This window comes from Pseudomonas sp. 43NM1, assembly GCF_002836905.1.
In the GTDB taxonomy this organism is placed as follows: domain Bacteria; phylum Pseudomonadota; class Gammaproteobacteria; order Pseudomonadales; family Pseudomonadaceae; genus Aquipseudomonas; species Aquipseudomonas prosekii.
Genome location: NZ_MKGS01000136.1, coordinates 1 through 19,509, shown reverse-complemented (window position 1 = coordinate 19,509; position 19,509 = coordinate 1). Strand labels below are relative to the sequence as shown.

18 protein-coding genes are annotated in these 19,509 nt (G+C 60.3%); 11 read left to right on the top strand and 7 right to left on the bottom strand.

Going from position 1 to position 19,509, the window contains the following annotated elements:
• The first annotated feature begins 86 nt into the window (after positions 1-86).
• Both BI292_RS13020 and BI292_RS13015 read left to right on the top strand, forming a co-directional pair.
• The gene (locus BI292_RS13020; protein WP_008030708.1) at positions 87-332 is read left to right on the top strand and encodes a GlsB/YeaQ/YmgE family stress response membrane protein; all 246 of its coding nucleotides are present in this window, start codon (positions 87-89) and stop codon (positions 330-332) included.
• A gap of 87 nt (positions 333-419) precedes the next feature.
• Positions 420-956 (top strand): DUF3299 domain-containing protein, encoded by a 537-nt coding sequence (locus BI292_RS13015; protein WP_101208119.1) that lies wholly within the window; start codon positions 420-422, stop codon positions 954-956.
• Between the two features lie 110 nt (positions 957-1,066).
• On the opposite strand, the gene BI292_RS13010 is transcribed toward BI292_RS13015, so the two are convergent.
• Together BI292_RS13010 and BI292_RS13005 are read right to left on the bottom strand one after the other, a co-directional pair.
• Positions 1,067-1,966, bottom strand: coding sequence for a D-hexose-6-phosphate mutarotase (locus tag BI292_RS13010; RefSeq protein WP_101208118.1), 900 nt, complete (start codon positions 1,964-1,966; stop codon positions 1,067-1,069).
• A gap of 70 nt (positions 1,967-2,036) precedes the next feature.
• Positions 2,037-2,441, bottom strand: a complete 405-nt coding sequence (locus tag BI292_RS13005) for an acyl-CoA thioesterase (RefSeq protein WP_003176975.1) — start codon at positions 2,439-2,441, stop codon at positions 2,037-2,039.
• Positions 2,442-2,805: 364 nt separating this feature from the next.
• Between BI292_RS13005 and BI292_RS13000 the strand changes: the two genes are divergently transcribed.
• The 8 genes from BI292_RS13000 (at position 2,806) to BI292_RS12965 (ending at position 13,667) form a co-directional block, all read left to right on the top strand.
• Positions 2,806-4,104: an MFS transporter gene (locus tag BI292_RS13000; RefSeq protein WP_101208117.1), complete on the top strand. Its 1,299-nt coding sequence runs from the start codon at positions 2,806-2,808 to the stop codon at positions 4,102-4,104.
• A 231-nt stretch (positions 4,105-4,335) separates the two neighbouring features.
• Complete coding sequence (locus tag BI292_RS12995) at positions 4,336-5,337, top strand: phosphate ABC transporter substrate-binding protein PstS (protein ID WP_092275964.1); 1,002 nt, start codon at positions 4,336-4,338, stop codon at positions 5,335-5,337.
• Between the two features lie 238 nt (positions 5,338-5,575).
• Positions 5,576-7,858, top strand: coding sequence for an ABC transporter permease subunit (locus BI292_RS12990; protein WP_092275967.1), 2,283 nt, complete (start codon positions 5,576-5,578; stop codon positions 7,856-7,858).
• A gap of 16 nt (positions 7,859-7,874) precedes the next feature.
• Positions 7,875-9,545, top strand: coding sequence for a phosphate ABC transporter permease PstA (gene pstA, locus BI292_RS12985; RefSeq protein ID WP_101208116.1), 1,671 nt, complete (start codon positions 7,875-7,877; stop codon positions 9,543-9,545).
• A gap of 158 nt (positions 9,546-9,703) precedes the next feature.
• Complete coding sequence (pstB, locus tag BI292_RS12980; RefSeq protein ID WP_092275973.1) at positions 9,704-10,537, top strand: phosphate ABC transporter ATP-binding protein PstB; 834 nt, start codon at positions 9,704-9,706, stop codon at positions 10,535-10,537.
• A gap of 120 nt (positions 10,538-10,657) precedes the next feature.
• The gene (gene phoU / locus BI292_RS12975; RefSeq protein WP_092275976.1) at positions 10,658-11,419 is read left to right on the top strand and encodes a phosphate signaling complex protein PhoU; all 762 of its coding nucleotides are present in this window, start codon (positions 10,658-10,660) and stop codon (positions 11,417-11,419) included.
• A 167-nt stretch (positions 11,420-11,586) separates the two neighbouring features.
• Positions 11,587-12,534: a response regulator gene (locus BI292_RS12970; RefSeq protein ID WP_092275979.1), complete on the top strand. Its 948-nt coding sequence runs from the start codon at positions 11,587-11,589 to the stop codon at positions 12,532-12,534.
• Between the two features lie 236 nt (positions 12,535-12,770).
• Positions 12,771-13,667, top strand: a complete 897-nt coding sequence (locus BI292_RS12965) for a peptidoglycan DD-metalloendopeptidase family protein (RefSeq protein ID WP_101208115.1) — start codon at positions 12,771-12,773, stop codon at positions 13,665-13,667.
• Positions 13,668-13,836: 169 nt separating this feature from the next.
• Here the strand turns inward: BI292_RS12965 and BI292_RS12960 are convergent, their stop codons facing one another.
• The 3 genes from BI292_RS12960 to phoB all read right to left on the bottom strand — a co-directional run bounded on the left by BI292_RS12960 (position 13,837) and on the right by phoB (position 17,358).
• Positions 13,837-15,177 (bottom strand): hemolysin family protein, encoded by a 1,341-nt coding sequence (locus BI292_RS12960; RefSeq protein ID WP_092275986.1) that lies wholly within the window; start codon positions 15,175-15,177, stop codon positions 13,837-13,839.
• A 123-nt stretch (positions 15,178-15,300) separates the two neighbouring features.
• Positions 15,301-16,623 (bottom strand): phosphate regulon sensor histidine kinase PhoR, encoded by a 1,323-nt coding sequence (gene phoR / locus BI292_RS12955; RefSeq protein WP_101208114.1) that lies wholly within the window; start codon positions 16,621-16,623, stop codon positions 15,301-15,303.
• Between the two features lie 45 nt (positions 16,624-16,668).
• Positions 16,669-17,358, bottom strand: coding sequence for a phosphate regulon transcriptional regulator PhoB (phoB, locus tag BI292_RS12950; RefSeq protein ID WP_008150066.1), 690 nt, complete (start codon positions 17,356-17,358; stop codon positions 16,669-16,671).
• Positions 17,359-17,509: 151 nt separating this feature from the next.
• Here phoB and BI292_RS12945 point away from each other — a divergent pair, with 151 nt between their 5' ends.
• Positions 17,510-17,887 (top strand): hypothetical protein, encoded by a 378-nt coding sequence (locus BI292_RS12945; RefSeq protein WP_092275992.1) that lies wholly within the window; start codon positions 17,510-17,512, stop codon positions 17,885-17,887.
• A 159-nt stretch (positions 17,888-18,046) separates the two neighbouring features.
• Here BI292_RS12945 and ubiA read toward each other — a convergent pair whose 3' ends face one another.
• Entirely contained in the window at positions 18,047-18,937 is an 891-nt protein-coding gene (gene ubiA, locus BI292_RS12940) for a 4-hydroxybenzoate octaprenyltransferase (protein WP_101208113.1), read from the bottom strand.
• Positions 18,937-19,476, bottom strand: a complete 540-nt coding sequence (locus tag BI292_RS12935; RefSeq protein WP_101208112.1) for a chorismate lyase — start codon at positions 19,474-19,476, stop codon at positions 18,937-18,939. Before BI292_RS12935 ends, ubiA begins: the two co-directional genes overlap by 1 nt.
• Positions 19,477-19,509: the final 33 nt, after the last annotated feature.

Below are 19,509 nucleotides of genomic sequence, written 5' to 3'. Positions count from 1 at the left end.
ACCTTAATTGCCAATGGTTCTCTGATTGCAGGATGCCAAAGTCTGACTAGGCTTGGCATATTCAAATCATTCAGAGGAAAAGTGCCATGGGAATTATTGGAACCATCTTTATCGGCTTGATCGTCGGCCTGCTGGCGCGCTTCCTGAAACCGGGTGATGACAGCATGGGTTGGATCATGACCATCTTGCTCGGTATCGGCGGTTCGTTGGCGGCCACTTATGGCGGCCAGGCACTGGGCATCTACCAGGCCGGTCAAGGCGCGGGCTTCATCGGTGCGCTGGTCGGTGCGGTCGTGCTGCTGGTGATCTACGGTTTGATCAAAAAGAACTGATCTGCCGACCAAGCCCTCTCTGCTGCGCAGGCCGAGAGGGCTAGAATGCCCGGCGTTACACCGTCCCTTCCTTTGCCGAGCACCTTCATGCGCCGTCTCCTGCTGACTTTCCTTTTACTGGGCTCGGGCCTCGCCCACGCCGGCGAATTGCCGGAAACCGACTGGCTGGAGCTGATGCCCAAGTCGGACCAGAAAGCCCTCGAAGCCATGCCCGAAATCGACCACGACTCGCCCGAAAGCGACGGCACCTTTACGGCCAAGGGTGGCCTGAAGCAAAGCAAAGGCCTGCCGGCCGTGATGTATTCGAGCAAAACCGTGGCGTCGATGAACGACAAGGATATTCGCATCGGCGGTTATCCGGTGCCGCTGGAGTCCGACGCCAAGGGCCGCAGCACGCTGTTTTTCCTCGTGCCGTACCCCGGCGCCTGCATCCACGTGCCGCCACCGCCGCCCAACCAATTGGTGCTGGTGCGTTATCCGCAAGGCTTGAAGCTGGACGACATCTACACACCGCTGTGGGTGACGGGCAAATTGAAGGTCGAGAAGGTCAGCAATGACCTGGCTGATGCGGCGTATGCGCTGGATGCGGCGAAAGTGCGGGTGGTGGAAGAGGCGGATTTGTAGCGGCTGGAGATCGATTCGCGGGCAAGCCTCGCTCCTACAGGGGCGAGGTCCGACCACGAAAATTGTGGCGGCAACAATCCCTGTAGGAGCGAGGCTTGCCCGCTAAGCTTTTAAAGCGGTTTGCTAGCGATGCTTACGCCCAGCGTATGACTGGCACCCGCCGCCAGATCCACCACGTCATCCATCACATTCGCGGTCTCGATGCACAGCATGCGCTGCCAGCCATCGTCGGCCATGTCGCTGAACGCCGCCGCGCGATCGATCCACGGGTTCCAGATCACCGCTGTGCGTGAACCGCTGCTGGTCAGCTCGACGCGCCGTTCCCAGGTCGGGTCGACAATGCTCAACTGCTGCGGAACGTCCAGATAGATCCGGTCCGTCTCGCCGACAAACGCCAGATCACCGCTCTGAGTGGCGGTGGCCCAGTCCCTGGTCGTGTCGATGTAGCGCAAACCGTCCAGCCCTTCGACGTGCACGTTGCGCACATCGCTGACCGCGAAATAGCTGTGCAGGGCCTGGCTGATCGACACGGTTTGAGTGCCGCGGTTATGGCTGGTGAGGCTGATGTGCAGTTGTTCATCCAGACGAATGCTCAACTTCAAATCCACCTGATGCGGCCATTCGGCGAACCCGCCTTCGGGGCAGGGCAGGATGAACTCGACGTTCAGGCTCTCGCCCTCGGCTTCGATGCCGCCCAATTGCCAGTCCATCGCCCGGACCAGACCGTGGGCATTCGCCGCATCATTGCCGACGCGCATCGCCTGCACGCTTTGCGGATTGCGCGCGAAGACACCAAACCACGGCCAGCACACCGGCACCCCGGCGCGGATGCTTTTGCCGGTCTTGAACACGGCCTCGTCGTTGAGCCAGATCAGCGGCGGTTGGCCGGCCAATTGATAACTGAGGATGTGCGCGCCTTGCTGGGCCACCAGCAATTCGGCCTGACCGTGGCGGATGCGCCAGCAGTTCAGTTCATCGAGTTTCACGGCTTCAACGTTGGGCGTGCTCATGGGGCAACTCTCAATCAGGATCAATGACTGCAATGGACCGCAAAAGCAGCGCCTTGTTTAACCTGCAGGTTTAACGAGCGCGCGACGGCACCGAACGTGTACGACCACTGCCATCGATGGCAACAAACACAAATACCGCTTCTGTCACTTTGCGCCATTCGCTGGACAGCGGATCGTCGCTCCAGACTTCGACCATCATCTGGATCGAGCTGCGGCCGATTTCCAGCGCCTGGGTATAAAAGGAAAGCTGCGCGCCTACCGCCACCGGCACCAGGAATGCCATCCGGTCGATCGCCACAGTCGCGACGCGGCCACCGGCAACTTTGCTGGCCATTGCGGTACCGGCCAAATCCATCTGCGCCACCAGCCAGCCGCCGAAAATATCGCCAAAGCCGTTGGTTTCGCGCGGGAGTGCGGTGATTTGCAGGGCAAGGTCGCCTTGCGGGATTGGATCTTCTTGTTCGAGCTCTATCATGCCGGGGGTGCCTCTGACCCGTGACTCTTCATTAATACTTCAAGGTGATAGCCGTCTCAGAAAAAACGATTCAGCCCCGAACATACTACGTTCGTCACGTTTTTCGTAAGGCGCCTAAAGGGAAACTCTGCGAAATCGCCTGTGAACTCCCGGAGGCGTTTTCGCACAGCAACCCTTTCAAACTGTTACAGGCTTGCGAGTATATCGATCGGTAGACTCCGAGACGACCGTCGGGTTCTCATTTCGACCGTCAATTACGCGCCTCTATGTGCTTTTTCGAACAATTTGCTATCGTGCCGGACCTGCCCAAGCCTCCGCCAGCGTTGTTGGGGTTGCAGATCCGACTATAAGAGAAGCCCTTGCCATGACCACAGCGCCCTCGAGCATCGCGCAGCCGACGCAATCCGCACGTCCCTTGTCCCGCAATGACTACAAGACTTTGTCGCTGTCTGCACTCGGCGGCGCGCTGGAATTCTACGATTTCATCATCTTCGTATTCTTCGCCACCGTGGTCGGCAAGCTGTTCTTCCCGGCCGACATGCCCGAGTGGCTGCGCCTGATGCAGACCTTCGGCATCTTCGCCGCCGGCTACCTAGCGCGGCCGCTGGGCGGCATTGTCATGGCGCATTTCGGCGACCTGCTGGGGCGCAAGAAGATGTTCACCTTGAGCATTTTCATGATGGCCGTGCCGACGCTGATCATGGGTTTGCTGCCGACGTATGCGCAGATCGGCATGTGGGCGCCGATTCTGTTGCTGCTGATGCGGGTGATTCAGGGCGCGGCGATTGGCGGTGAAGTGCCGGGCGCCTGGGTATTCGTTTCCGAACACGTGCCGCAGCGACACATCGGCTACGCCTGCGGCACCCTGACCTGTGGCCTGACCGCCGGCATTCTCCTGGGTTCGCTGGTCGCCACGGCAATCAACAGCATTTACACGCCTATCGAAGTCGCGGATTACGCCTGGCGGATCCCGTTCCTGCTCGGCGGCGTGTTCGGTTTGTTCTCCGTCTACCTGCGCCGCTGGCTGCACGAGACTCCAGTATTCGCCGAGCTGCAACTGCGCAAGGCCCTGGCCGAAGAAGTGCCGCTGCGCGCGGTGCTGCGTGATCATCGCGGGGCGATCCTGATTTCCATGCTGATGACCTGGCTGCTGTCGGCCGGGATCATCGTCGTCATTCTCATGACCCCGACCGTGCTGCAAACCGTCTACCACTTCGCGCCTACCACCGCGCTGCAGGCCAACAGCCTGGCTATCGTGTTCCTCAGCCTCGGCTGCGTAGCGTCCGGCGCACTGGCCGACCGTTTCGGCGCCGGCCGCGTCTTCGTGTTCGGCAGCGCCGCGTTGCTGATCAGTTCGTGGACCTTCTACCACAGCCTGTTCAACCACCCGGACTGGCTGTTCCCGATGTACGCCCTGACCGGCTTGCTGGTCGGCACCATTGGCGCCGTGCCTTACGTCATGGTCAAAGCCTTCCCGGCCGTGGTGCGCTTCAGCGGATTGTCGTTTTCCTACAACCTCGCCTACGCGATCTTCGGCGGCTTGACGCCAATGATCGTCACCTTGCTGCTCAAGCAAAGCCCGATGGGGCCTGCTTACTACGTCGCAATCATTTGCGGGGTGGGGATTCTGGTTGGGGCTTATTTGTGGAAGAAGGGGCGCTGAGCCGGTTTCTTCTATCGACAGGACTGACGCCTTCGCGGGCAAGCCTCGCTCCTACGGATCACTGCGACCTGTAGGAGCGAGGCTTGCCCGCGAAGAACGATTACGCGGTATTACTTCGAAACACCGAATGCTGGCCTTTCATCCAATTGTCATATTTCAGCCATAGAGTGTTCACACGGCCTGCTGATACTTGGCCCCGACTTAACACACCCTATCTGCTAGGAGTAAGGCATGAAACTGAAGCGTTTGATGGCGGCAATGACTTTTGTCGCTGCTGGCGTTGCGACTGCCAACGCGTTCGCCGCTGTTGACCCTGCTATCCCGAGCTACACCAAGACCACTGGTGTGTCGGGCAACCTGTCCAGTGTCGGCTCCGATACCCTGGCCAACCTCATGACCTTATGGGCCGAGAACTACAAAAAAGAATACCCGAACGTAAACATCCAGATTCAGGCCGCCGGTTCCTCCACCGCGCCACCTGCGTTGACTGAAGGCACCGCCAACCTGGGCCCGATGAGCCGCAAGATGAAGGACAACGAGCTGCAAGCCTTTGAAACCAAGTACGGCTACAAGCCAACCGCCATCCCGGTTGCCGTGGACGCCTTGGCGGTGTTCGTGCACAAGGACAACCCGATCCAGCACATGACCATGGAACAAGTGGACGCGGTCTTCGCCTCGACTCGTCTGTGCGGTGGCAAAGCCGACATTAAAACCTGGGGCGACTTGGGTGTGACCGGCGACCTGGCGAACAAGCCGGTTCAGCTGTTCGGTCGTAACTCGGTATCGGGCACCTACGGCTACTTCAAGGAAGAAGCCCTGTGCAAAGGCGACTTCAAGCCGAACGTCAACGAACAACCAGGTTCGGCTTCGGTCGTGCAGTCGATCAGCTCCTCGCTGAACGGCATCGGTTACTCGGGCATCGGTTACAAAACCGCTAGCGTGAAGACCGTGGCACTGGCCAAGAAAGGCACCACCGAGTTCATCGAAGACACCGAAGAAAACGCCCTGAACGGCAAATACCCGCTGTCGCGTTTCCTCTACGTCTACGTCAACAAAGCCCCGAACAAGCCTCTGGCCCCGCTGGAAGCCGAGTTCGTGAAACTGGTGCTGTCCAAACAGGGCCAGGAAGTTGTGGTGAAAGACGGCTACATCCCGCTGCCAGCCAAGGTTGCTGCAAAAGCACTGGCTGACCTGGGTCTGCAAGAAGGCAGCGCTGAAGTCGCAAAGAAGTAACACCGTAGGTCCGGGGTAAACCCGGACCTGTAGGAGCGAAGCTTGCTCGCGAAAGCGGTGGGTCAGCCAACAGTGATGTTGAATGTGCCGACGCCTTCGCGAGCAAGCTTCGCTCCTACAAATGCCGGTGAACGCCGGCCCCCCAATTTTCGATCCTCTGCCAGTCCCCGCTGGCGGCGGATTTGTTGCGTCACTGCATTGTCATCTTTCTGTCATACAGGATCGCTAGGGTGTGCGCATGAATGATCTGGCCAATTCCACCATGACTACTAATCCTCCCAAGCGCATTGACTTCAATACGCCTGAGCTGCAACGCAAGCGCCGCATCCGCGCGCTCAAGGATCGCCTGACCCGCTGGTACGTCCTCGTCGGCGGTCTCGCTGTGCTTGGCGCGATCACGCTGATCTTCTTCTTCCTCGGCTACGTCGTCGCGCCGCTGTTCCAGGGTGCCGATCTGACCGCCAAGGACGCCATCACCCCGGCCTGGATGCAAGACGCCGGCAAGCCGCTGATGATCTCCCTCGAAGAACAGAACCAGGTTGCCATGCGGATTTCCGACAAGGGCCAGGCGCTGTTCTTTGATATCGACAGCGGCGCCGAACTCAAGCGCGTCGACCTGCCGATTCCGGCCGGCACCACCGTGACGTCCATTGGCGAAGACCAGCCGGGTCAGCCGCTGGTGGCGGTCGGTCTGTCCAACGGTCAGGCGCTGGTGTTCCGTCACACCTACAAAGTCAGCTACCCGGACGGCAAGAAGACCATCTCGCCGGCCATCGAATACCCGTACGGCGAAGCCCCGTTGGCGCTGAACGAGGCGGGCGGGGCGCTGGAGCACGTCAGCCTGAATGCCACCGACGCCACGCTGTTGCTGGTCGGCTCGACCGGTTCGCAGCTCAACGTGTTGTCGCTGACCAGCGAAGAAAACATGATGACCGGCGAAGTCACCAACGAGCAGAAACGCATTGATCTGCCGCAGATGACCGAGCCGGTGAAAAACATCTTCGTCGACCCGCGTCAGCAATGGCTGTACGTGATCAACGGGCGCGCTCAGGCCGACGTCTTCAGCCTGCGCGACAAGAGCCTCAACGGTCGCTACAAACTGCTCGAAAACGGCGAAGCGCAAATCACCGCATCGACCCAGTTGGTCGGCGGCATTTCGCTGATCCTGGGCGATTCCAACGGCGGTCTGGCCCAATGGTTCATGGCCCGCGACCCGGATGGCGAACAACGCCTGAAGCAGATTCGCACGTTCCAGATGGGCACCACGCCGATCGTTGAAATCACTGCCGAAGAACGCCGCAAAGGCTTCGTCGCCCTTGATGCCTCGGGCAAGCTCGGCGTGTTCCACAGCACCGCGCACCGCACCTTGCTGGTCGATCAAGTGGTCGACGGCCAAGGCATTTTCGGCATGTCGCCGCGCGCCAACCGCATCATCGTCGAGGCGGGTGGCAAGCTGCAGCCGCTGCTGCTGGACAATTCCCACCCGGAAGTATCCTGGAGCGCGCTTTGGAGCAAGGTCTGGTACGAGAACTACGACGAGCCTAAATACGTCTGGCAGTCGACCGCCGCCAACACTGATTTCGAACCGAAGATGAGCCTTGCGCCGCTGACGTTCGGCACGCTCAAAGCTGCGTTCTACGCGATGCTGCTGGCCGCGCCATTGGCTGTCGCCGCCGCCATCTACACTGCCTACTTCATGGCTCCGAGCCTGCGCCGCAAGGTCAAACCGGTGATCGAGTTGATGGAAGCGATGCCGACGGTGATCCTCGGTTTCTTCGCCGGCCTGTTCCTTGCGCCGTATGTGGAAGGGCATTTGCCGGGCATCTTCAGCCTGCTGATGCTGTTGCCGATCGGCATTCTGGTCGCCGGTTTCATCTTCAGCCGTTTGCCTGAGTCGATTCGCCTGAAAGTGCCGGACGGCTGGGAAAGCGCAATCCTGATCCCGGTGATTCTGTTTGTGGGCTGGCTCTCGCTGTACATGAGCCCGTACATGGAAACCTGGTTCTTCGGCGGCGACATGCGCATGTGGATCTCCCACGATCTGGGCATCACCTACGACCAGCGCAACGCTCTGGTCGTCGGACTGGCCATGGGTTTCGCGGTGATCCCGAACATTTACTCCATCGCCGAAGATGCCGTGTTCAGCGTGCCGCGTGGCTTGACCCTGGGTTCGCTGGCACTCGGCGCCACGCCTTGGCAGACCATGACGCGCGTGGTGATCCTGACCGCCAGCCCGGGGATTTTCTCGGCGCTGATGATCGGCATGGGCCGCGCGGTCGGGGAAACCATGATCGTGCTGATGGCCACCGGCAACACCCCGGTCATGGAAATGAACCTGTTCGAAGGCCTGCGCACCCTGGCCGCCAACGTCGCGGTGGAAATGCCGGAGTCGGAAGTCGGCGGCAGCCACTACCGCGTGTTGTTCCTCTCGGCGCTGGTGCTGCTGTTGTTCACCTTCGTCATGAACACCCTCGCGGAACTGATTCGTCAGCGTCTGCGCAAGAAATACTCGTCGCTTTAAGCAAAGGTAGAAGTCTGTGAAACAGAACTCCCTGAAAGGATGGTTCAAGAGCGGCGCCCCCGGTGTCTGGATCAGCGGTGGCGCGGTGTCCATCGCGGTCATCATGACCATTGGTCTGCTGGCGGTGATTGCCGTGCGCGGCCTCGGTCACTTCTGGCCGGCGGACTTGATTCACGCCAGTTACGACGTGCCCGGCCAGGCCAATCACCTGGTGGTCGGCGAAGTGGTGCAAAAGGAAGAAGTGCCGCGCGAGCGCCTGAAAAGCGCTGGCCTGCCGGTGCCGGACGTCGGCCCGGAGTTCATGACCCGCGAGCTGATCAAGGTCGGCAACCGTGACTTGAACGGCAACGATTTCACCTGGATCGTCGGCGAGTGGCTGACGGACCAGAAGACGCCGCCGGAGCTGATGGCCATCGAGCGTCGCGAGTGGGGCAACTTCTACGGTTACCTGGTCAACGTCAAACAGGACGGCAAGGTCATCGCTGAAGGCGAGGCGGCCTGGCCTGAGTTGCAGGCGCGCGTCGATCGCGTCAACCAGCTTGCGGCGCAGCTCAAGACCCTGGAGAAATCCGACATTGGCGCGATCAACGCCGGCCTCGAACGCATTCGTCTGCACGGCCGCAAACTGGAACTGGCAGGCAAACTCGACGCCGCTGCGCAAGCCGATATGGACGGCGAACGCGCTGAACTGAACGCGCGTTATCAGGACATCGAAGCGCGCCTGGCGGACCTGCACGCTCAGTTCAACCGCGACAGCCTGACCGCTCGCGATGCCAACGGCAAAGAAGTCGTCATCGACATCGGCAAGGTGGTTCACGCCTACCAGCCGAACGCGATGGGCACGTTGACCAAGATCGGTTTCTACTTCAGCAAGGTCTGGGAATTCCTCAGCGATGACCCGCGCGAAGCCAACACTGAAGGCGGGATTTTCCCGGCCATCTTCGGCACCGTGATGATGACGCTGATCATGGCGATGATCGTGACGCCGTTCGGTGTGCTGGCAGCGGTTTACCTGCGTGAATATGCAAAACAGAACACCATGACGCGGCTGATCCGCATCGCCGTGAACAACCTGGCCGGCGTTCCGGCGATTGTTTACGGCGTGTTCGGCCTCGGCTTCTTTGTGTACGTGCTGGGTGGTTCGGTTGACCGTTTGTTCTTCCCCGAAGCCTTGCCGGCGCCGACTTTCGGTACGCCGGGCCTGCTCTGGGCCTCGCTGACCCTGGCGCTGCTGGCGGTGCCGGTGGTGATTGTGGCGACGGAAGAAGGCCTGGCGCGGATTCCTCGCACCGTGCGCGAGGGCTCGTTGGCCCTCGGCGCGACCAAGGCTGAAACGCTGTGGAAGATTGTCCTGCCGATGGCCAGCCCGGCGATGATGACCGGGATGATCCTCGCGGTGGCGCGTGCCGCTGGTGAAGTGGCGCCGCTGATGCTGGTGGGCGTGGTCAAACTGGCGCCGTCGCTGCCACTGGATGGCAACTATCCATACCTGCATTTGGATCAGAAGATCATGCACCTGGGCTTCCACATCTATGACGTCGGCTTCCAGAGCCCGAACGTCGAAGCGGCGCGACCGCTGGTGTACGCCACGGCGCTGCTGCTGGTGCTGGTGATCGCCACGCTGAACTTGTCGGCGGTGTACATCCGCAACCACCTGCGCGAGAAATACAAAGCGCTGGATAGTTAATTACGCCACTCCCTGTAGGAGCCAGGCTTGCCGGCGAAGGCGATTTCAAGGACGCCTTCGCCGGCAAGCCTGGCTCCTACAGAACGGCAATACTGCTGGTCCATTTTTGTGAGGCCAGTGGGCAACCGAACCGAATTTGTCAGCACAGGGAGCCTCCCATGCAGCACGAAACACATACCCACGGCATCAACATGTCCGCCCTGGGCCGCGACAAGCAGAGCCTGAGCCTGGCGCAGGAAACCGTTGCCATCGAAGTCCCGGGCCTGAGCCTGTACTACGGCGACAAACAAGCGCTGTTCGACGTCAGCATGAACATCCCGAAACAGCGCGTGACCGCGTTCATCGGCCCGTCGGGTTGCGGCAAATCCACGCTGCTGCGCACTTTCAACCGCATGAACGATCTGGTCGACGGCTGCCGTGTCGAAGGCGCGATCAACCTCTACGGCCACAACATCTATCGCAAGGGCGAAGACGTCGCCGAGTTGCGTCGTCGCGTCGGCATGGTGTTCCAGAAGCCCAACCCGTTTCCGAAAACCATCTACGAAAACGTCGTGTATGGCTTGCGCATTCAGGGCATCAACAAAAAACGCGTGCTCGACGAAGCCGTTGAGTGGGCTTTGAAAGGCGCGGCATTGTGGGACGAAGTCAAAGATCGTCTGCATGAATCGGCACTCGGTTTGTCCGGTGGTCAGCAGCAACGTCTGGTGATCGCGCGCACCATCGCCGTGGAGCCGGAAGTGCTGCTGCTCGACGAACCGTGCTCGGCCCTCGACCCGATTTCGACGCTGAAAGTCGAAGAGCTGATCTACGAACTGAAATCCAAGTTCACCATCGTTATCGTGACCCACAACATGCAACAAGCCGCGCGGGTTTCCGACTACACGGCGTTCATGTACATGGGCAAATTGGTGGAATTCGGCGACACCGATACGCTGTTCACCAATCCGGCGAAGAAACAGACCGAAGACTACATCACCGGGCGCTACGGCTAGCCGTAGAGCTGCAAGCCGTAAGCTTCAAGCGGCAAGAGAGAAGCGGTGCGATATCAGGACTTATACATAACTGCTTGAAGCTTGCAGCTTGAAGCTTGCAACTTTCGCGGAGCGAAACAGATGATTAGTAAAGAAGGTTTAACCCATCACATCTCTGCACAGTTCAACGCCGAGCTTGAGGAAGTGCGCAGCCACCTCCTGGCCATGGGCGGGCTGGTGGAAAAGCAGGTCAACGACGCCGTCACCGCACTGATCGAGGCTGACTCCGGTCTGGCCCAGCAAGTGCGTGAGATCGACGACGAGATCAATCAGATGGAACGCAATATCGACGAAGAATGCCTGCGCATTCTCGCGCGTCGTCAGCCGGCAGCGTCGGACTTGCGGTTGATCATCAGCATCTCCAAATCGGTGATCGACCTCGAACGCATCGGCGACGAAGCGACCAAGATTGCCCGCCGCGCCATCCAGTTGTGCGAAGAGGGCGAGGCGCCGCGCGGTTACGTCGAGGTGCGCCACATCGGCGACCAGGTGCGCAACATGGTCCGCGATGCGCTGGACGCGTTTGCCCGTTTCGACGCCGACCTGGCGTTGTCGGTGGCGCAGTACGACAAGATCATCGACCGCGAATACAAGACCGCGCTGCGCGAGTTGGCGACCTACATGATGGAAGACCCGCGCTCTATCTCGCGGGTCTTGAGCATCATTTGGGTGCTGCGTTCGCTGGAACGTATTGGCGACCACGCGCGCAATATCTCCGAACTGGTGATTTACCTGGTGCGCGGCACCGACGTGCGTCACCTTGGCCTCAAGCGCATGAAAGAAGAAGTTGAAGGCACAAGTGGCGAAACCGCTAATGTTCCGGGCAAAGCTGACGATAAGTAGGATTGCCCTGACTAAAACGCCTGGCCATTCGGCCGGGCGTTTTTGCTTGTGGGACCGAATTCGAAAGCAGCACCCGCGAACGAAAAGTCCCGGCGTGACTGAAGGTTTGTGGCGATGTGCCACCAGCAAAGCGGTATGCTTGCCGGGATTTTTTAAAGGGGTTGTGGATGAGTAAGGTCAGTGTGTTGGTCGTGGACGATGCGTCGTTCATTCGTGACCTGGTGAAGAAGTGCCTGCGTAATTACTTCCCGGGCATTCGCATCGAAGATGCCGTCAACGGCAAAAAGGCTCAGGCGATTCTGGCGCGCGAAGCGTTCGACCTGGTGCTGTGCGACTGGGAAATGCCGGAAATGTCCGGCCTCGAACTGCTGACCTGGTGCCGCGAGCAAGACAACCTCAAAAGCATGCCGTTCGTGATGGTGACCAGCCGTGGCGACAAAGAGAACGTGGTCCAGGCGATTCAGGCCGGCGTTTCCGGTTACGTCAGCAAACCGTTCACCAACGAACAACTGCTGACCAAGGTCAAACAGGCGCTGAACAAGGTCGGCAAACTCGACAAATTGATGAACAGTGCGCCGACCAAGATGAACTCGGCGTTCGGCAACGATTCGCTCAGCGCATTGACCGGTGGCAAGACTGAAGTGCTCGGCGCCGCGCCAGTCAATCCATTTGCCAAACCGGTGGCTGCCGCGCCAGCCCCGGCCCCGGCGGCTGCAGCATCGCGTGGTTTGCTCAACAACGCACCGCCCAAGGCCCCTGCGGCGACGGCGGCACCTGCCGGTCGCGGCCAGGGCCAATTGCGTCTGTCGAGCGGCAACCAGCCGTGCGTGATCAAGGCCTTGAGCCTCAAGGAAGCCTTGCTGGTGGTGAAACGCAGCGACACCTTGCCGCAAGTGCTGGAAAGCGCGGTGCTCGACCTGGAGCAGGGCGATAACGCAGAAACCGCGCGCCTCAATGGTTACTTGCACGCCATCGTCGCCCACGAACCGAAGCCTGACAGCGAATGGTTGCAGCTGACCTTCCGCTTCGTCGATCAGGACGCGCAGAAGCTCGACTACATCTCGCGCCTGATCGCCCGTGGTACGGCGCAGAAGCACTTCATCCCCGGCGCGTGATCTTCGTTGCCTGACAGTCCGCCATCGCCAGCGGGCTCGCTCCCACAGTTGATTGGTGTTGCTCACAAAATGTGTGGCCAACCCAAAACCCTGTAGGAGCGAGGCTTGCCCGCGAAGGGTCGATCAAATTCAATACCCCTCGCGCTGACGCGCCCATCTTGAAACATCTGCCGACCACCCAGGTCCATTGCACCTGCTAGGCTCCTCACCAGGCCTTACTCGACAGAATCCTGCCCATGCTCGCGCGCCTGTTGTTTCTCTGTGGTCTGTTGCTCGCTTCCGCCACGGCGGGGGCGATGACCATCTACAAGTCCAAAGACGCCAATGGCGTGGTCTCCTACAGCGACCGCCCCACCAAAGGCTCGCAGGTGTTCGTTTTTCGCGATCGCATGGTCGAGCACCTTGAGCGCCAGGTGTACCTCGACATCAAAAAGCAGAAAGGCGCCGACGCCGTGTTCGTACGCAACGACCTGTATGCGCCGGTGGAAATCGAGCTGAGTTTCGTCGGGTTGAGCAACGTCAAAGGCGCGCCGGGCAAACCGATTCGCCGCGTGTTGCCGGCGCGCAGCAAATCGCGTCTGGCGCTGCTCACGGCGATTTCTCGCGGTAGACCGCTGGTGTATACCCCGAACTTCCAATATTCGATGGGCGACCCGTCAGGCGCCGCTCAGGGCTATCGTTACCCGTTCCCGTGGCGTGGAGGACCGTTTCGTTTGAGCCAGGGCGCCAACGGCCAATACAGCCACTTCGGGGCGAAGAACCGTTATGCCATGGACATCGCCATGCCCGAAGGCACGCCGATCATCGCGGCGCGCGCGGGGATGGTGGTGAAGACCGAGAACCGTCAGACCGGGCGCGGCAATGATCCGTCAGGCAATTTCGTGCGAGTGCTGCACGACGACGGGACCATGGGCGTGTACCTGCATTTGCAGAAAGGTTCGGTGAGCGTGCGCGAAGGGCAGCGGGTGATGGTCGGCAGCGCGTTGGCGTTGTCCGGCAATACCGGCAACAGCAGCGGCCCGCACCTGCACTTTGTGGTGCAGCGCAATACCGGGCTGGGGCTGGTGTCGATTCCGTACCAGTTCAATCAACCGGTGGGCGCGTTGCCCAACTTTGCGTTGGGCAAGCAGTGAGGCAGGTGAAGATCATTTGTGGCGAGGGGGCTTGCCCCCGTTGGACGGCGAAGCCGTCCCAAATCCTCTGAATGCGGTGTGTCAGGGACTATGCGGTTGCGGGATTTAGGGGCCGCTTCGCAGCCCAACGGGGGCAAGCCCCCTCGCCACAAAAGCGCCCAGCCGACTATCAATCGAGCATCAACACCTTGGCCAAAATGATCTTCGGCCCTTTCATCTTTTTGATGATGATCCGCAAGCCTTCGACTTCCAGCACTTCCTCTTCTTCCGGCACCCGTTTCAGGGTTTCGTAGACCAGCCCGGCGAGGGTTTCGGCCTCGATGTGGTCCAGGTCGATACCCAGCAAACGCTCAACCTTGAACAGCGGCGTATCGCCACGAACCAGCAACTTGCCCGGCTGATACGCGAGGATCCCGCGTTCAGCCTTGCGGTGTTCGTCCTGGATATCGCCGACCAGCACTTCCAGCACGTCTTCCATGGTCAGGTAGCCGATGATGTTGCCGTCGGCCTCTTCAACCACGGCGAAGTGCGAGCCGCCCTTGCGGAATTGTTCCAGCAGTTGCGACAGCGGCATGTGCCGCGAAATGCGTTCCAGCGGACGGGTCAGCTCGGCGAGGTTGAACGACTCCGGAATGTGATCCAGCGCCGCCAGTTCCAGCAGCAGATCCTTGATGTGCAGCAGGCCGACGAACTCCTGGCGTTCACTGTCGTACACCGGGTAACGGCTGAATTTATGGCGACGGAACAGCGCGAGGATTTCCTTCAGCGGCGCGTTGAACTCCAGCGTCACCAGGTCTTCGCGGGAGTTGGCCCAATCGACCACTTCCAGCTCGCCCATTTCCACCGCCGAGGCCAAAACACGCATGCCTTGGTCGCTCGGGTCCTGGCCACGGCTGGAGTGCAGAATCAGTTTCAGTTCTTCACGGCTGTAATGGTGCTCGTGGTGCGGGCCGGGTTCGCCCTGGCCGGCGATCCGCAGAATCGCGTTGGCGCTGGCGTTGAGCAGGTAAATCGCCGGGTACATTGCCCAATAGAACAGGTACAGCGGCACCGCCGTCCACAGCGACAGCAGCTCGGGTTTGCGGATGGCCCACGATTTCGGTGCCAACTCGCCGACGACGATGTGCAGGTACGAAATGACGAAGAACGCGGCGAAGAACGACACACCTTTGATCACTTCGGCCGACTGCACGCCGAGCGCTTCCAGCAGCGGTTCGAGGATGTGCGCAAACGCCGGCTCACCGACCCAACCCAGGCCCAGCGAGGCGAGGGTGATACCCAACTGGCACGCCGAGAGGTAGGCATCGAGCTGACTGTGCACGGTGCGCAGAATGTGTCCGCGCCAGCCGTTCTGTTCAGCGATGGCCTCGACGCGGGTCGAGCGCAGTTTGACCATGGCAAATTCCGCCGCAACGAAAAATCCGTTGAGCAAAACCAGGATCAGAGCAAAAAGAATCATGCCGAAATCGGCGAAGAGAGTCGCGAGGGTCAAGCCAGGGGATGGGTCCATGATGGAGTTTTGCGGATTCCGTGTATTCGAAAAAGGAGGAAATGCGGTGCCTGAAGGGCAGGCACAAGTCCGCCAATGTAGCGGCTGACTTGGCGATTGCCTAGTGGCGAGTGCTGGCCGGTATCAATCGGCGGCGCTGAGGGTGCGCGAATTGGCCACTTGCGCCGGGGCAAAATGGCAGGTGAACGTGCTGCCATGGCCCGGCACGCTGCTGATTTCCATGCGCGCACGGTGGCGCAACAGCACGTGTTTGACGATCGCCAGGCCCAGCCCGGTGCCGCCGGTGTCGGAGTTGCGGCTGGAATCGACGCGGTAGAAACGTTCGGTCAGGCGCGGCAGGTGTTTGCTGTCGATGCCGACCCCGGAATCCTGCACGCTCAAGTGCGCGCCTTGATCATCACCCCACCAGCGAATGCGGATACTGCCTTCGGCCGGGGTGTATTTCACCGCGTTGAACACCAGATTGGAGAACGCGCTGCGCAATTCGGCCTCGCTGCCCTTGAGCAGAATCGTCGGGTCGGCCTCCAGGGTGATCTTCTGATTGCGTTGCCCGGACAGTTGCTGCGCGTCGCTTTTGATCGATTTCAGCAAGCCGTCGATCGGCACCGGCTGGTTGTCCGACGGGTAATCGGTGGCTTCCAGTTTCGCCAGCAGCAGCAAGTCGTTGAGCAGCGTTTGCATGCGCCCGCCCTGTTGCTGCATCTGCTGCAAGGCGCGGGTCCAGCGCGGGTTCACTTCCTCGACATTGTCGAGCAGGGTTTCCAGATAACCGCAGATCACCGTCAGCGGCGTGCGCAGTTCGTGGGAAACGTTGGCAATGAAGTCTTTGCGCATCTGTTCCAGTTGATGGATGCGCGTGACGTCGCGCACCAGCATCAGGTGTTCGTTGTTGCCGTAGCGGGTGATGTACAGCTGAATGCGCAGGCGATCATTGATCGGCGAGGGGATTTCCAGCGGCTCGGCGTAAGTGTCTTGCTCGAAATATTCCTTGAAGCGCGGATGGCGCACCAGGTTGGTCACCGGTTGACCACTGTCTTGCGGGGTTTTGAGGCCGAGCAGGGTTTCGGCGGCGCGGTTCCACCATTCGAGGTTGCCGTCGCTGTCGAGCATGATCACCGCGTCTTTCAGCGCGGCGGTGGATTCCTGAACGCGGTCGATCACTGCTTGCAGACGCCCGCGCACGCGTTGGTCGCGGCGTTGCAGGTGATAGATGCTGTCGAACACTTCGCCCCACAAACCATAGCCATCGGGCGGCGGTTCATCGGGTTTGTGCAGGCGCAGCCATTCGTGCAGACGCAGCAATTGCTTGAGGGTCCAGGCCAGGTATAGGCCGATGCCGACCGCCAGGCTCCAGCCGTAATAGCCGGAAATCAGGCCGATCACCAGGCAAGCGGTGACCAGCAGCAGCATGTGGCGAATCAGGGTGCCATGCCAGTTTTGGTTCACGTGAACGCGCGTCCTTGTCAGCTTGTCGGGCGGGGAAGGTCCGGGTCAGGCTTTGGTAGAAAAACGGTAGCCGGTGCCGCGCACGGTTTGTACCAGATTTTCATAGGCATCGCCGAGGGCTTTGCGCAGGCGCCGGATGTGCACGTCAACGGTACGCTCTTCTACGTAGACATTGCCGCCCCAGACTTGATCGAGCAACTGGCCACGGGTGTAGGCGCGTTCCTGGTGAGTCATGAAAAATTGCAGCAGACGGTATTCGGTCGGGCCCATTTCGGCAGGTTTGCCGTCGATGGTCACGCGATGGCTGATCGGGTCTAGCAGCAAGCCGCCGACTTCGATCGGGGTTTCGCCATCGGTCGGGCCAGCGCGGCGCAGCACGGCTTTGAGGCGCGCAACCAGCTCACGCGGGGAAAACGGCTTGGTGATGTAATCGTCGGCGCCGACTTCCAGGCCCTGAATCTTGTTGTCCTCTTCACCCTTGGCCGTGAGCATGATGATCGGGATATCACCGGTCAGCTCATCGCGCTTGAGGCGTCGGGCCAACTCGATGCCGGACGTGCCGGGCAGCATCCAGTCGAGCAGAATCAGGTCCGGCTTGCGGTCGACGATGATGGCGTGGGCCTGCTGCGAGTTCTCGGCCTCCAGGCAGTCATAGCCGGCCATTTCCAACGCAACGGCGATCATTTCGCGAATGGGCGCTTCGTCGTCGACGATCAGAATGCTCCTGCCAACCATGCCTTAATCCTCTTGTCATTTAACTGTCTTGCGCCGCATTAGATAACGGAATTATTGCAGTCGTGTGACAGTATTTTAGTCCGACGGCGATTGTGGGGATCCTGGACTAAGCTCTAATTCCGAATCCTGACAACCACAAGAGAAGGTTTCCATGACTCAATTCACGCAATCCCTCAAGGCCCTGATGTTGGCCGCTGCCCTGGCTCTGCCGTCGATGGCGTTCGCTGCCGACCCCGCGATGATGAAAGACGGGATGATGGTCGACCATAAGGGGATGACGCTTTATACGTTCGACAAGGATGCCGACGGCAAGTCCATGTGCAACGCCGATTGCGCCAAGAACTGGCCGCCGCTGATGGCGCCGGCGGGTGCCAAGGATGACGGCAAATGGACGGTCATCAAGCGTGATGACGGCATGATGCAATATGCCTACGACGGCAAGCCGCTCTACACGTTTGTGAAGGACGAAAAACCTGGAGAAATGAAGGGTGACGGCATGAAGGATGTCTGGCACGTCGTCCACAAGTAGCAGAAAGCAGCGACCTCTAGCAGCTGGCGAAGCCTGCGTTCGGCTGCGCAGCAGTCGTAAATCTGCTTATGCGGTTTATCTGGAATACCGCGCCGGTAGATTTTACGACTGCTTCGCAGCCGAACGCAGCCTCCGGCAGCTGCTACATACACGCGGAAATCAGCGCAGCGCGTAATCCAGCACGATCCCGACGAAAATCGCCAACCCGGCCCAGTGGTTATGCAAAAACGCCTTGAAGCAGCGCATCCGCTCCTTGCTGCGGGTGTACCAGAATTCCCAGACGAAACATCCCGCCGCCGCCAGTAACCCGAGGTGGAACCAGCCACCGAGCTCGAATTTCGAACCGGCCAGCATCAGGCACACCAACGCCAAACCCTGCAACGTCAGAATGATGACCCGGTCAGCATCACCAAACAGAATCGCCGTGGATTTCACCCCGATGCGCAAATCATCGTCGCGATCGGTCATCGCGTAGTACGTGTCGTAGCCCACCGTCCACAACAGGTTGGCGATGTACAGCAACCACGCGGCGGCCGGCAAGTCGCCGGTTTCGGCGGTGAACGCCATCGGCATGCCCCACGAAAACGCCGCGCCCAGCACCACTTGCGGGTAGTAGGTGTAACGCTTCATGAACGGGTAAGTGCACGCCAGCGCCAGCCCGCCCAGCGACAGCCAGATCGTCGTCGCATTGGTGCACAACACCAGCAGGAAACTCACGCCCATCAGCACGGCAAAAAACACCAGCGCTTCCCTGGAGCTGATTTTGCCGCTGACCAATGGCCGTTGCTCGGTGCGTTTCACATGGCCGTCGACTTTACGGTCGGCCCAGTCATTGATCACGCAGCCGCCGGCGCGGGTCAACACCACGCCGAGGACAAAAATCACAATGTTGGCCAGCGACGGCGAGCCCTTGCCGGCAATCCACAGCGCCCACAGCGTTGGCCACAGCAGCAGATAAATGCCGATCGGCTTGTCCATTCGGGTCAGCTGAATGAAATCCCAGGCCCGGGGATTGAAGCGATTCAGCGATTTGAGCAGGCGGGTGTACATCAGCAATTCTCCGGATGTGCGCGCGCGGCGAGCCACAAGGTCGGCAGGAAAATCTCGGCCACCAGCACGCTCAGCGCGCCCCGGTCGAAACGCGAGCGGCGGCCCCACAACTCGGGTGTCCGCGCCTCCAGCGGCAGCCATTCCTGAGGATAGTGACAAACCTCGATGGCCTGACGCTGAAACGCCTGGTCGCAAAACAGCAACTCGCCCAACGAGCGGCTGCCCAGTTCGTCCATGTGCAAGCCGTCGTCCTGCAGCGCGCTGCGCGAGGCGACGCTGCGGGCGAACACCCAGGCCTCGCCATGCCCGCGCAAATACACCTCGCGCACCCAGCCTTCACTGCCCTCGGCAAGTTCCAGCGCCGCGCATTCGTCGGCGCGCAGCATTTGCCAGCCTTCGAACAGCGGCGTGACGCTGAAGCGATCATTCGACAAACGGATCAACCGTCGCGTCAGCGAACCTTGATCGAACAACCAGTCCAGCACAGCGGCGTCGGGGCGGGGCGCCAACTGGCTTTGCGAGAGCCAGGGCCTCGCCATGCCCGCGCAAATACACCTCGCGCACCCAGCCTT

Excerpts from the sequence above, each read along its gene's own strand:
- BI292_RS13015 (WP_101208119.1), top strand. The coding sequence starts at position 420 with ATGCGCCGTCTCCTGCTGACTTTCCTTTTACTGGGCTCGGGCCTCGCC.
- BI292_RS13005 (WP_003176975.1), bottom strand. The coding sequence starts at position 2,441 with ATGATAGAGCTCGAACAAGAAGATCCAATCCCGCAAGGCGACCTTGCC.
- ubiA (WP_101208113.1), bottom strand. The coding sequence starts at position 18,937 with ATGTACACCCGCCTGCTCAAATCGCTGAATCGCTTCAATCCCCGGGCC.
- BI292_RS12995 (WP_092275964.1), top strand. The coding sequence starts at position 4,336 with ATGAAACTGAAGCGTTTGATGGCGGCAATGACTTTTGTCGCTGCTGGC.
- BI292_RS12935 (WP_101208112.1), bottom strand. The coding sequence starts at position 19,476 with ATGGCGAGGCCCTGGCTCTCGCAAAGCCAGTTGGCGCCCCGCCCCGAC.
- BI292_RS12965 (WP_101208115.1), top strand. The coding sequence starts at position 12,771 with ATGCTCGCGCGCCTGTTGTTTCTCTGTGGTCTGTTGCTCGCTTCCGCC.
- BI292_RS13020 (WP_008030708.1), top strand. The coding sequence starts at position 87 with ATGGGAATTATTGGAACCATCTTTATCGGCTTGATCGTCGGCCTGCTG.
- phoB (WP_008150066.1), bottom strand. The coding sequence starts at position 17,358 with ATGGTTGGCAGGAGCATTCTGATCGTCGACGACGAAGCGCCCATTCGC.
- phoU (WP_092275976.1), top strand. The coding sequence starts at position 10,658 with ATGATTAGTAAAGAAGGTTTAACCCATCACATCTCTGCACAGTTCAAC.
- pstB (WP_092275973.1), top strand. The coding sequence starts at position 9,704 with ATGCAGCACGAAACACATACCCACGGCATCAACATGTCCGCCCTGGGC.
- BI292_RS12945 (WP_092275992.1), top strand. The coding sequence starts at position 17,510 with ATGACTCAATTCACGCAATCCCTCAAGGCCCTGATGTTGGCCGCTGCC.
- BI292_RS13000 (WP_101208117.1), top strand. The coding sequence starts at position 2,806 with ATGACCACAGCGCCCTCGAGCATCGCGCAGCCGACGCAATCCGCACGT.
- BI292_RS12970 (WP_092275979.1), top strand. The coding sequence starts at position 11,587 with ATGAGTAAGGTCAGTGTGTTGGTCGTGGACGATGCGTCGTTCATTCGT.
- BI292_RS12990 (WP_092275967.1), top strand. The coding sequence starts at position 5,576 with ATGAATGATCTGGCCAATTCCACCATGACTACTAATCCTCCCAAGCGC.
- BI292_RS13010 (WP_101208118.1), bottom strand. The coding sequence starts at position 1,966 with ATGAGCACGCCCAACGTTGAAGCCGTGAAACTCGATGAACTGAACTGC.
- BI292_RS12960 (WP_092275986.1), bottom strand. The coding sequence starts at position 15,177 with ATGGACCCATCCCCTGGCTTGACCCTCGCGACTCTCTTCGCCGATTTC.